Genomic DNA, 11,052 nt, shown 5'->3' with positions numbered 1-11,052 from the left:
TTTTTTTACGTTCCGGGCTTCCCATGCTGCAGCCGAAACCCGGCGGGGACGGATCCTCGCCCTCAGGGACGCTGCGGGTGCACCGACTGGCCGAACTGATTGCCCATGCGCACGGACGTCGCCGCCGGCGTGGCCAGGCCCATCTGGCCGGGCGCGCTGCGTTCCAGGGGTGAACGCTGCATCGCGGCATTGCGCCGGGCGGCCTCTTCGCCTTCGGGGTTGGCCAGCCTTTCGGTCAGGCATTCGTAGGACAGCGCCTTGTAGCCGTTGACTTCCACGTCCACGCAGTCGCCGTTGCGTGGGGCGTCCTCGGCCAGTGCCGGGGCGGCGACCAGCAGGGCCAGGGTGCAGAACAGGGTACGCATGTGAACCTCCGGAAAAGGGGCATGCCAGCGACTCTACGCAATTCCTCGGGCCGCGCCAGCGATGGTTTTCTTGCAGACCCGATCACACAAATGACATGAACGCTCGTCAGCATGGACAGCCAATCGGGACGACAGTGCCCGGACGTTCAGTGCGGGTCGTTCACCCTATGTCTAACCGGGTCATGGCCGGGGTTTGCCTGCTGGTGACGTGCTGGATGCTGTTGGTCAGCACCTGGTGCCGGGCCGAGGCGCCGGAGCGCCAGGTGGACTTCGACATCCCAGCCCAGCCGTTGGCTGCGGCGCTGGATCGCTACGGCACCGCCACCGGCCTGGCCGTGCTGGTGGACCGCGAGCTGACACGGGGGCGCCGCTCGGCACCGCTGAGGGGGTGTCATGGCCTTCGCCAGGGACTGGAGCGGCTGCTGGCAGGTACCGGGCTGATGGCACTGCACGTCGGGAGCGACGGCTTCACCCTGGCGCCGGCCCGCCTGGCGTCGACGACTGCGTCACGCACGGCCCAGGCCCCGCGCGGCGTGGGCAGCTTCGCCCGGGTGCTGCAGACGGCCCTTGGCCGGGCACTGTGTGCCGAGCCGTTGACCCGGCCCGGCGGCTACCGCGCCGCGCTGCAACTGTGGATCGGCCGGGGAGGGCGGGTCGAGCACAGCCGCCTGCTGGCCAGTACCGGTGACCTGATGCGTGATGCGGCGCTGGTGGAACGCCTGAGGGACATGAGGACAGACAGGGCGCCGCCTTCGTCGCTGCCGCAGCCGATCACGGTGCTGGTGGTGCCGGAGTCGGCCGCCGGCATGGAGTGCGAGACGTGGATGAACGCGGCGGGAACATGAATGACAAGGCCCCCGGCCGGCTGCTGCGGGTCTTCCTGGCCTCGTATGAGCAGTTCCGGGTGCGCCTGCGTCGCCGCCTGGGGTCCGACGACCTGGCTGGCGACGTGCTCCACGAAACCTACCTGCGGGTCGGGCGCATGGATGAGCCCGAGGACCTGCAGCGCCCCGACGCCTACCTCTACCGCATGGCGCTCAACGTGGCTGCCGACCGCCGTGCCCAGGATGCACGGCTACTGACCGGTGCCGAGGTGCAGGCGCTGCTGGAAAGCGTCGAAGAGCCCCGCGACCCGGCGGTGATCGTCGGCGGCCAGGTGGAAGTCCTCGCCCTGGTCGAGGCGCTGGCCGAGCTCAGCCCGCGCCGTCGGCAGATTCTGGTGGCCTCGCGGATGGAGGAGGTCCCGCACCAGGAACTGGCGCGGCGCTTCAACATCTCCACCCGCACGGTGGAGAAGGAACTCAAGGCTGCCCTGGGTCATTGCGCCGGTCGGCTGGAAAGAAAAGTGGTACAGCGGTTCGGTCCCGGTGCCGGAAAACAGTCCTAGGAACAGGCACGCGCCGAATCGATCATCCAACCCGAGTCCCCGCGCTTGAACGACGACCTCCAGAGCCTCACCGACCCCGACGGCCGCCATCCCCTGCGGGACGAAGCCCATGCCTGGTTGCTGCGCCTCACCTCGGGCGAGGCCACCGGGCGCGATGCTGAAGCCTTCCGCCAATGGTGCGCCCGCAGCGCCGATCATCTGACTGCGTTTCGCCAGGCCCATGACGTGTGGCAAGCCCTGGGGCCGGCGGCCGAGCGCCTGGCCTCGCCTGCCGCGCCGGTGATTCCGTTGCCATCCCGTCGCATTGGCCGGCGCGCCTTCCTCGGAGGGGCCATTGCGGCCTCGGTGGCGCTGGTCATGCTGCGGCCTGTCTTGCGTGACCGGGGCGACTACAGCACCGCAGTGGGTGAACAACGCCGCATCGAAGCGGGCGAGGGGCTGGTGCTGGAACTGAACACCGACACCCACATCAAGCGTCAGGTGACGGGGGCCGGCCGGGTGAACCTGGAAGTGCTCGAAGGCGAAGTGGACGTGCTGGCCCGCGTGCCGGTGCGCATCCTCGCTGCCGGCGGCACGGTGGACGCCCAGGGCGCGCGCTTCAACCTGCGCGCGCGGGAAGGCCAGGTGTGCGTCACCTGCCTGGAAGGCAACCTGTCAGTGGTACTGCAGGGCCACGCCCTGCTGCTCCCCGCCGGGCGCCAGTTGCGTTATGACCCACAGCAGCGGGGCGAGCCGCAACCCTTCGACGTGGAGCAGGTCACTGCCTGGCGGCGACAGTTGCTGGTGTTCGACGACACCCCGCTGGCCGAGGTCATCGAGGAGATCAACCGCTACCGGCCCGGGATGATCCTGCTGCTCAACAGCGAACTCGGCCAGCGTCGGGTGCAGGCCCGCTTCCGTCTGGACCAGCTTACCCAGGTGGCGGGGTTGATCCGTGATGCCTACGGCGCTCGGGTCGCCGAGCTGCCGGGTGGGGTGTTGCTGGTCGGCTGATCCAGGCAGCGATTCGACCCACGCCTTGAAGTGGTCTGCAGGTCAGCTAGGTGTCGGACCGCCCTGCAGGGTGCTGGTGAAACGCTGGATGGTCTCGACCACCCGCTGGGCGCCGTCCTGGATGCTCTGGATGGCTCGGCCTGCCTGGTTGGCCAACTGCACGCCCTGGTCCACCTTGTCGCAGCTTTCGCGCATGCTGCTGACGGCTTCCTGGGCCAGTTCGTGGTTGCGCTTGACTACTTCGACTATCTCCTCGGTGGCCCGTGCGGTGCGTGCCGCGAGGTTGCGCACCTCGTCCGCCACCACGGCGAAGCCCCGGCCTTGCTCCCCCGCGCGAGCCGCTTCGATGGCGGCGTTGAGGGCCAGCAGGTTGGTCTGGTCGGCAATGCCACGGATGGACTGCACGATGCTGTTGATCACGTCGGATTGCTGGCTCACTGCGCCGATGCGTTCGGCGGCATGGTTCAGCTCCCCGGCGATGCCCTGGACCAGCGCCACGGTGCGGTTCACCACTTCTGCGCCACCCTGGGCCTCGGCGTCCGTCTGCCGTGCGGTCTCGTAGGCCATGTGGGCGGCCTCCGACTCGGACTGCTGCTCCAGCATCTGGGCCGTGATGTCGGAGGCGAACTTGACGATCTTGTAGAGCCTGCCTCGCAGGTCGAACACCGGGTTGTAGCTGGCCTCCAGCCAGATCACCTCGCCGTGGCGATTGCGGCGCTCGAAGCGCCCGCTGAAGTATTCCCCCCGATTCAACCGCTGCCAGAACTGCTGGTAGGCCGGACTGCCGGACTCTTCATGGGAGCAGAAAATCCGATGGTGCTGGCCGATGACGTCCTGCTTGCGATAGCCCGTTACCGACAGGAAGTTCTCGTTGGCGGCGACCACCTCGCCGGCCGGGTTGAACTCGATGACCGCCATGGAGCGGTTGATGGCATTGATGATCGCGTCCTCCTCATGTTCATGCAGGAGGTTGGCGGTGATGTCGGTAGCCAGCTTGATCACCTTGGTCACCCGCCCGCTAGCATCGCGCACCGGGTTGTAGGTGGCCTCCAGCCACACATCGCGCCCTTGCTTGTCCAGCCGCAGGAAGCGCTCGCGGATGAACTCGCCCTGGCTCAGCCGTTCCCAGAAGCGCCGGTATTCGGCGCTGGCAGCCAGTGCGGGCTCGCAGAACAGGCGGTGGTGCCGGCCGACGATCTCGTCCAGGCGGTAGCCCATGGTGCGCTGGAAGTTATCGTTGGCCGAGACGATGGTGCCGTCGGGCAGGAACTCGATGATGGCCTGGGAGCGGTCCAGCGCTTGGCGCAGTGCCGTGGCTTCAGCCAGTGCGTCCTGGCACTGGGCAAGTTCGTTTTTCAGGGCGGCACTGAATAGCATCATCTCGTTTCGCTCCAGGGCTGCGTCGGGCGGGTGTGTTCAACACACCCGCCCGCATTCAAAAGGGCCCAGCGACACCGGCGACGGAGTGGGAATGTCGCCGACTGCGCATCGCCGGACCGCGAAATCAGGGGCGGTCGCCCCTCAGGATGTAGGCCGGGACCTGCTCCAGGGGGATTTCCCGGTGAATCGCATCCAGCTTGCGCGCTTCCTTGGGCATGCCGTAGACCACACAGGTGGCCTCGTCCTGACCCAGAGTGTAGGCACCGGCCTCGTACATTTCCCGCAGCCCGCGTGCACCGTCGTCGCCCATGCCGGTCATGATGATGCCGGTGGCGTTGGCGCCGGCGGCGCGGGCCGTGGAGCGGAACAGCACGTCCACCGAGGGCTTGTGCCGGGACACCGGCGGTCCGTCGACGATGTCCACCACGTACTGCGCACCGTTGCGCTTGAGCAGCATGTGCCGGCCACCGGGTGCGATCAGCGCGCGTCCAGGGACCACACGGTCGCCGTGGCGCGCCTCGCGCACCTCGATCTGGCAGAGGCCGTTCAGCCGTGCGGCGAAGGCGGCGGTGAATTTCTCCGGCATGTGCTGGACGATGACGATGCCCGGGCAGACCCGGGGCAGGGCGGTGAGCACGTATTCCAGGGCCTGGGTGCCGCCGGTGGAGGTGCCCAGGGCGACGATGCGTTCTGTGGTGCGGGTCATGGCGCCCGGCCCGGCAGCCGGCAGGATGGCGTCGGCGGTGAGTTTCGGTTCCAGGGCGTGTGCGGGGGCAGCCGTGGCACCGGGCAGCCGCTTGAGGCGTGCCTGTGACGCGGCCTTGATGGCCCCCACCAGCTCCTCGGTGGCCTCGATGAGGAACTGGCGCAGGTTGCCCTGGGGCTTGGTGACGATGGCCACGGCACCGGCGGCCAGGGCCTCCATGGTGGTGGCGGCGCCTTTCTCGGTCAGGGTCGAGCAGATCACCACAGGCGTGGGCCGTTCGGCCATCAGCTTCTTCAGGAAGGAGATGCCGTCCATGCGCGGCATCTCCACGTCCAGCACGATCACGTCCGGCCAGTTGCGGTTCATCCGCTCGAGGGCGAACAGCGGGTCGGCGGCCGCGCCGATCACCTCGATGCCGCTGTGACCGGACAGGCTGCCGGTCAGTACCTGCCGAACGACGGCGGAGTCGTCGACGATCATCACCTTGATCTTGTTCATGGCGAGCAGGCCTCGTAGCGCCGACTGGCAACTTGTTGCGGGTTGGGGTGGCGGAGCGCGACGTTGCCGCTCCACACATCGAAGATCAGGTTGCGGTAGCCTCCGCCGCCGACGTGGCGGGTGTGGCAGGTGAGGCCGTGGGCGGCCAGCAGGGCCAGGCCGGCTTCGACGTTCTGCTGGCCGATGTGCCGGCGCTCGCGGGCGCCGAACATGTTGCCGCCGCCGAACAGGCTGATGCGGTAGTCCTTGGCCTGGGTGCCGCTGTTGCGGATCTCCTGCAGCAACTGGTGCAGGGCGGCATCGGCGTAGCGTCCGTCCGGCTCGCGCCCCGGGTGGCGGCAGGTGGGCAGCATGTAGTGGCACATGCCCCCCAGCAGCGCCTCGCGGTGCCAGAGCACGATGGAGACGCAGGAGCCCAGCAGGGTGCGCAGGCGGGTGTAGCGGTCGCCGAAATACAACTCGCCCGGCTGCAGGAACACCTCGATGACGCCCTGGGGCTTACGCATGGGGCCTCCGGTAGATCGACGGGCGCACGGACTGCAGCTCGTCGCTGATGCCGTTGAGACTCTCCGAATGGCTGACCAGGAAGTAGCCGCCGGGGCGCAGGTGCGCGCAGAGGCGCTTCACCACCTGGCGCTTGGTGTCGGTGTCGAAATAGATCATCACGTTGCGCAGGAAGATCACGTCGAACAGGCCCACGTCCGGCAGGGCGTTGTTGAGGTTGATCTGGCGGAACTGCACGCGGCGCTTGAGTGCCGGGTCCAGGGTGAACAGCCCTTCGTTGCGCCCGGTGCCCCTCAGGCAGAAGCGCTGGCGCAGGTCGCTGGGGATGCCTTCGGCGTCCTCCAGGAGGTAAAGCCCGGCGCACGCCTTGTCGAGGATGCGGGTGCTGATGTCCGAGGCGAGGATCTCCCAGGGGCGGGCGGCAACAGCGTCAGCCAGCAGCAGGGCCAGGGTGTAGGGCTCCTCGCCGCTGGAGCAGGCGGCGCTCCAGATGCGCAGCGGGCCGCTGCCGCTGCGCAGTTCGGTGCCGAGCTTTTCGCGCAGGAACTCGAAGTGCTTGGGCTCGCGGAAGAAGTAGGTCTCGTTGGTGGTGAGCAGGTCGACGGCAATCTGCAGCTCGCCCTTGTCCTTCATCAGCAACTGGTAGTAGTCGCCGTAGCTGCCCAGGCCGAAATGGCGCAGGCGCTTGTTCAGGCGGCCGGCGATGAGCTGGCGCTTGGCCTCCGACATGGCGATGCCGGCGATCTCGTGGATCATCCCGCGGAACTGCTGGAACTCGCGGTTGGAGAGGCTGAGATCGGTCATGGCAGGCTCCCGGTCAGGCGGACTGTTGCAGGTCGGCGGTGGCGCCGGCTTCGGCCAGGTGCTGCAGGTCGTCCAGGGACAACACCTGGCCGATGTCCAGCAGCACCACCAGGCGACCATCGAGCTTGGCCATGCCATGGATGAAGTCGGTGTGGATGCGGGTGCCGAAGCTAGGGGGCGGTTCGATGTCCTGGGTGCCGATCTCGATCACGGCGTTGACCGCCTCGACGACGATGCCCATCACCTGGCGCAGGTCGCCGCGTTCCACCTCCAGGATGACGATGCAGCTGCGCCGGCTGATGGCGGTGTGCCCGGCGCCGAAGCGTTGGCGCAGGTCCATGATCGGCACCACGCCACCGCGCAGGTTGATCACCCCGAGCACGCAGGGCGGCATCATCGGCACCGGGGTCAGGTGACCGTACTCGATGATCTCGCGCACGCTGCGGGTGCCGACGGCGAACACTTCATCGGCCAGGGTGAAGGTCAGGTACTGCTGGGGCGCATCCGGCTGGGTGGTGTCGCCGGGGCGGCTGAAGACGCTGGACATGCTTGGCTCCTGGGGGCACCGGCAGGTGCCCCGGTCACGGTAACGAAAGGTCGGATCAGTGCTGGAAGCGGACGAAGCCGGCGGGTACTGCGTCGTCGAAGGCGTCGTCGTCACTGTCTTCCACCACCCGACGGGCTGCCTTGCGGGCTGCACCGACCTTGCCTTTGGCACCGGCATCACGGCCGGCCTTGCCGGCGTTGGTGACCTTGAAGAAGTCCATCAGCTGTTGCAGTTGCTCGGCCTGGCCGCTCATCTCCTCGGCTGTGGCGGCCAGCTCCTCGGCGGAGGAGGCGGACTGCTGGGTGATCTCGCTGAGCTGGGTCATGGCATCGCTGATCTGGTTGACGCCGGTGGTCTGTTCTTCCGAGGCGGCGGCGATCTCCTGTACCAGGTCGGAGGTCTTGGCGATGGAGGGCACCATCTGGCCCAGCAGGGTGCCGGCGCGTTCGGCGAGGGACACGCTGCTCTTGGCCACTTCGCTGATCTCCTGGGCGGCCACCTGGCTGCGCTCGGCCAGTTTGCGCACCTCGGCGGCGACCACCGCGAAGCCCTTGCCGTGCTCGCCGGCACGGGCAGCCTCGATGGCGGCGTTGAGGGCCAGCAGGTTGGTCTGGTAGGCGATGTCGTCGACGATGCTGATCTTGTCGGCGATGGTCTTCATGGCCGATACGGTGTCGCGCACGGCCTGGCCACCTTCATCGGCTTCACGGGCAGCCTTGCTGGCCATGCCGTCGGTGACCTTGGCGTTCTCGGTGTTCTGTGCGATGGAGGCGGACATCTGTTCCATCGAGGCGCTGGTTTCCTCCACCGAAGCCGCCTGTTCCGAGGCGCCCTGGCTCATGCTCTGGGCGGTGGCGGAGATCTGCTCCGAGGCACTGGTCAGCGCGTCGGCGTTGCTGCGCACCTCGCCGATGATCTGGCTGAGTTTCTCCACCATGGTCTTGATGGCCGCCAGCATGCTGCCGGTGTCGCCGGGCTTGGTCTCGACGGTGGCGGTCAGGTCGCCGGCAGCGATACGGCTGACCACGTCCGCAGCGTAGGCCGGTTCGCCGCCGAGCTGGCGTAGCAGATTACGAGTGATGAGGGCGCCGATCAGGCCAACTATCACCAGGGTGACGATGGAAACCATGATGGAAATCAGTGTGGCCTGTTTGAGAATGGCTTCGGCACGCTGGCTGCCTTCGGTAGCCATGCGGATGTTGTAGTCACGGTGCTTGCTCAGTGCGGTTCGCGTTGTTTCGATGGAGTTGTTCTGGATCTCGATCATGGCGTCTCGGGCCTGCTCGTTCTTGTTGGCGCGAGACAGCGACAGAATCGCTTCCGCTTTCTGCATGAGTTCCGAGATGAGCTCGTTGTCCATGTCGAAGAGTTGCTGGTCCTCGGCATCGATGATCGTTTTTTCATAGTCGGCAATGGCCGTCATCAATGCTGCCTGGTCGGCTTTGATCTTGGCCTCGATCCGTTCCATGTCCTTGTCGTCGGTTGTCAGGATGTGGGCATAGATGTGCTGGGTCTTGGCATCGACCGCATTGCGCAACTCGCTCAACGCTTCGATAGCGGGTACCGAGTTGACATTGGCAAAGTTTGCGGCGGTGTAGACCTGGTTCATCTGCTGGTAGCCGACCCCCGAGAGCAGGAGGATGCCGAGCAGGGCGGACATCACCAGGAGGATCATTTTCTTGCTGATGGTCATTCTCAGGGCTCCTGTGCGCGTCTGCGCAATCAGACGAGGGACAGTCGGGAGGTGTTGCGCTGGCCGGCCAGCGCGGCGATCTGGTCGACGTTCAGCACCTGCTCCATGCGCAGCAGGGTGAGAAAGCGTTCGTCCACACGGGCGAGGTCTTCGATGTATTCCGGTGGCACGCGGCTGCCGAAGGCGGGGGCCTGGCGCAGGGCAAGCGGCTCGATCTCCGCTACCGCAGTGACGGCGTCCACCAGGGCACCCATCAACTGGGCCTCGTCACCGTCCTGCAGCTCGACGATGACGATGCAGGTGCGTGCGCCCAGTTCGGTGCTGCCGAGGCCGAAGCGTTCGGCGAGATCGATGATCGGCACCACGGCGCCGCGCAGGTTGATCACACCACGCACCAGCGGCGGCATCATCGGCACCTGGGTGATGGCGTGGAACTCGAGGATCTCCCGCACGTAGCGGGTGGCGACGCCGAACAGGTCGCGGCCGACCCGGAAGGTCAGGTACTGGCGTTGCTCTTCGCCTGATTGCAATGCGAGGTCGAGGTTCATGGTGTTCAGCTCCCGAAGCGGACGAAACCGCCATCCTGGTCACCGCCTTGGAACGAGGAGGTGCTGCGGTGCGGCAGCGTTGCCGAGGGGTGGGCACGTGAGCGGCTGTTTGCCTCGTTCGAGCTGCTCAGTTGGAAGAACTGCATCAGGTCCTGCAGATTGGTCGATTGCACGGTCATCTCCTCGGAGGTGGCCGCCAACTCCTCGGAGGCGGCAGCGTTCTGCTGGGTGATGTCGCTGAGCTGGGTCATGGCATCGCTGATCTGGTTGACGCCGGTGGTCTGCTCCTCCGAGGCTGCCGCGATTTCCTGCACCAGGTCGGAGGTCTTGGTGATGGAGGGCAGCATCTGGTCCAGCAGGGTGCCGGCGCGCTCGGCCAGGGAGACGCTGTTCTTGGCCACTTCGCTGATCTCCTGGGCCGCCACCTGGCTGCGTTCGGCCAGCTTGCGCACCTCGGCGGCCACTACCGCGAAGCCCTTGCCATGCTCGCCGGCTCGGGCGGCCTCGATGGCGGCGTTGAGTGCCAGCAGGTTGGTCTGGTAGGCGATGTCGTCGACGATGCTGATCTTGTCGGCGATGGTTTTCATGGCCGATACGGTCTCGCGAACGGCTTGACCTCCTTCGTTGGCTTCCCGAGCGGCCTTACCGGCCATGGCGTCGGTGACCTTGGCGTTCTCGGTGTTCTGCGCGATGGAGGCGGACATCTGCTCCATGGCGGTGCTGGTCTCCTCCACCGAAGCGGCCTGGTTGGAGGCGGCCTGGCTCAGGTTCTGCGCGGTGGCGGAGATTTCTTCTGCGGCACTGCTGAGCATGCTGGTGGACTGGTGCACCTGGCCGATCACGTCGGCGAGCTTGCGCACGGTGGCGTTGAGCGACTGCTGCAGTTCGTCGAGGTGGCCGTTGTAGCGTCCGCCCATGGTGCGGGTCAGGTCGCCATCGGCCAGGCCCTCGATGACGCTCATGGCTGCACGCAGCGGGGCGATGATGGCCTCCAGCGTGTCATTGATGCCGTTGACGATGCGGCGGAAGTCCCCTTGGTGCCGGCCGGCATCGGCACGGGTATCGAGGCGGCCGTCCAGGGCGGCCTGGCTGAGCATCTGGGTGTCTTCGATCAGTGCCTGGATGTTGCGGCGCAGGGTTTCGATGTTGTCGTTGATGAAGGCTTTCTTGCCAGGGAACTGCTCAAGGGGCGCGGTGAGGTCGCCTTCGCTGAAGGCCTTGACGCAGGCCATCGCTTTCTTCTTCACGCTGATGTGGCCGGTGACCATGGCGTTGATGCCGCGGGCAATCTCCCCGTAGCTGCCCTGGAAGCGCGAGGCGTCGATCACCACATCGATATCGCCCTTGTCGTGCTCGTCGGACATGTGGCGCATCTCGTCCATCAGGCCGGTGATGTTGCGGCGCAGGGTTTCGATGGTGTCGTTGATGAAGGCTTTCTTGCCGGGGAAAGTTTCCAGGGGTGCGGTGAGATCGCCTTCGCTGAAGGCCTTGACGCAGGCCATGGCCTTTTTCTTCACCTCGATGTGACTGGCCACCAGGGCGTTGATGCCTTGGCTGATGTCGCCGTAGAGCCCTGGCAGGCGGGTGTCGAGAATGGCATCGATGTCCCCGCGGGCGTGTTCGTCGC

At 66.6% G+C, this 11,052-nt stretch carries 10 protein-coding genes and 4 pseudogenes; 3 read left to right on the top strand and 11 right to left on the bottom strand.

Annotation, left to right across the window (positions count from 1 at the left end):
* Positions 1-62 precede the first annotated feature (62 nt).
* Positions 63-365: a hypothetical protein gene (locus A9G05_RS09545; RefSeq protein WP_069560738.1), complete on the bottom strand. Its 303-nt coding sequence runs from the start codon at positions 363-365 to the stop codon at positions 63-65.
* 215 nt (positions 366-580) lie between these two features.
* Here A9G05_RS09545 and A9G05_RS09540 point away from each other — a divergent pair, with 215 nt between their 5' ends.
* The 3 genes from A9G05_RS09540 to A9G05_RS09530 are packed head-to-tail and all read left to right on the top strand — an operon-like array spanning position 581 to position 2,745.
* The gene (locus tag A9G05_RS09540; protein ID WP_069560748.1) at positions 581-1,210 is read left to right on the top strand and encodes a hypothetical protein; all 630 of its coding nucleotides are present in this window, start codon (positions 581-583) and stop codon (positions 1,208-1,210) included.
* On the top strand, positions 1,207-1,752 hold the full coding sequence (locus A9G05_RS09535) for an RNA polymerase sigma factor (protein ID WP_069560737.1): 546 nt from the start codon (positions 1,207-1,209) through the stop codon (positions 1,750-1,752). The genes A9G05_RS09540 and A9G05_RS09535 overlap by 4 nt, the downstream gene beginning before the upstream one ends.
* 45 nt (positions 1,753-1,797) lie before the next feature.
* On the top strand, positions 1,798-2,745 hold the full coding sequence (locus tag A9G05_RS09530) for a DUF4880 domain-containing protein (protein ID WP_069560736.1): 948 nt from the start codon (positions 1,798-1,800) through the stop codon (positions 2,743-2,745).
* A gap of 42 nt (positions 2,746-2,787) precedes the next feature.
* Here the strand turns inward: A9G05_RS09530 and A9G05_RS28420 are convergent.
* The 10 genes and pseudogenes from A9G05_RS28420 to A9G05_RS28405 all read right to left on the bottom strand — a co-directional run.
* Positions 2,788-3,240 (bottom strand): annotated as a pseudogene (locus tag A9G05_RS28420) (methyl-accepting chemotaxis protein); the annotation flags it as partial.
* A 117-nt stretch (positions 3,241-3,357) separates the two neighbouring features.
* A pseudogene (locus A9G05_RS28415) lies at positions 3,358-4,122 on the bottom strand (PAS domain-containing protein); the annotation flags it as partial.
* A 127-nt stretch (positions 4,123-4,249) separates the two neighbouring features.
* The gene (locus A9G05_RS09520; RefSeq protein ID WP_069560735.1) at positions 4,250-5,329 is read right to left on the bottom strand and encodes a chemotaxis response regulator protein-glutamate methylesterase; all 1,080 of its coding nucleotides are present in this window, start codon (positions 5,327-5,329) and stop codon (positions 4,250-4,252) included.
* The gene (locus A9G05_RS09515) at positions 5,326-5,835 is read right to left on the bottom strand and encodes a chemotaxis protein CheD (RefSeq protein ID WP_069560734.1); all 510 of its coding nucleotides are present in this window, start codon (positions 5,833-5,835) and stop codon (positions 5,326-5,328) included. The genes A9G05_RS09520 and A9G05_RS09515 overlap by 4 nt, the downstream gene beginning before the upstream one ends.
* Complete coding sequence (locus A9G05_RS09510; RefSeq protein WP_069560733.1) at positions 5,828-6,637, bottom strand: protein-glutamate O-methyltransferase CheR; 810 nt, start codon at positions 6,635-6,637, stop codon at positions 5,828-5,830. Before A9G05_RS09510 ends, A9G05_RS09515 begins: the two co-directional genes overlap by 8 nt.
* A gap of 13 nt (positions 6,638-6,650) precedes the next feature.
* Positions 6,651-7,184, bottom strand: a complete 534-nt coding sequence (locus A9G05_RS09505; protein ID WP_069560732.1) for a chemotaxis protein CheW — start codon at positions 7,182-7,184, stop codon at positions 6,651-6,653.
* Between the two features lie 55 nt (positions 7,185-7,239).
* Complete coding sequence (locus A9G05_RS09500; RefSeq protein WP_069560731.1) at positions 7,240-8,877, bottom strand: methyl-accepting chemotaxis protein; 1,638 nt, start codon at positions 8,875-8,877, stop codon at positions 7,240-7,242.
* Between the two features lie 29 nt (positions 8,878-8,906).
* The gene (locus tag A9G05_RS09495; protein WP_069560730.1) at positions 8,907-9,425 is read right to left on the bottom strand and encodes a chemotaxis protein CheW; all 519 of its coding nucleotides are present in this window, start codon (positions 9,423-9,425) and stop codon (positions 8,907-8,909) included.
* A 5-nt stretch (positions 9,426-9,430) separates the two neighbouring features.
* Positions 9,431-10,018 (bottom strand): annotated as a pseudogene (locus tag A9G05_RS28410) (methyl-accepting chemotaxis protein); the annotation flags it as partial.
* Positions 10,019-10,339: 321 nt separating this feature from the next.
* A pseudogene (locus A9G05_RS28405) lies at positions 10,340-10,927 on the bottom strand (methyl-accepting chemotaxis protein); the annotation flags it as partial.
* Positions 10,928-11,052: the final 125 nt, after the last annotated feature.

The sequence above is a fragment of the Pseudomonas sp. ENNP23 genome, assembly GCF_001728945.1.
GTDB lineage: Bacteria > Pseudomonadota > Gammaproteobacteria > Pseudomonadales > Pseudomonadaceae > Metapseudomonas > Metapseudomonas otitidis.
The sequence above is the reverse complement of the archived record's forward strand: the minus strand, read 5'-3'. Positions and strand labels throughout refer to the sequence as shown.

What these genes read in the sequence shown, in the direction of transcription:
- A9G05_RS09545 (WP_069560738.1), bottom strand. Translation starts at nt 365, where the DNA reads ATGCGTACCCTGTTCTGCACCCTGGCCCTGCTGGTCGCCGCCCCGGCA.
- A9G05_RS09540 (WP_069560748.1), top strand. Translation starts at nt 581, where the DNA reads ATGCTGTTGGTCAGCACCTGGTGCCGGGCCGAGGCGCCGGAGCGCCAG.
- A9G05_RS09535 (WP_069560737.1), top strand. Translation starts at nt 1,207, where the DNA reads ATGAATGACAAGGCCCCCGGCCGGCTGCTGCGGGTCTTCCTGGCCTCG.
- A9G05_RS09520 (WP_069560735.1), bottom strand. Translation starts at nt 5,329, where the DNA reads ATGAACAAGATCAAGGTGATGATCGTCGACGACTCCGCCGTCGTTCGG.
- A9G05_RS09515 (WP_069560734.1), bottom strand. Translation starts at nt 5,835, where the DNA reads ATGCGTAAGCCCCAGGGCGTCATCGAGGTGTTCCTGCAGCCGGGCGAG.
- A9G05_RS09510 (WP_069560733.1), bottom strand. Translation starts at nt 6,637, where the DNA reads ATGACCGATCTCAGCCTCTCCAACCGCGAGTTCCAGCAGTTCCGCGGG.
- A9G05_RS09505 (WP_069560732.1), bottom strand. Translation starts at nt 7,184, where the DNA reads ATGTCCAGCGTCTTCAGCCGCCCCGGCGACACCACCCAGCCGGATGCG.
- A9G05_RS09500 (WP_069560731.1), bottom strand. Translation starts at nt 8,877, where the DNA reads ATGACCATCAGCAAGAAAATGATCCTCCTGGTGATGTCCGCCCTGCTC.
- A9G05_RS09495 (WP_069560730.1), bottom strand. Translation starts at nt 9,425, where the DNA reads ATGAACCTCGACCTCGCATTGCAATCAGGCGAAGAGCAACGCCAGTAC.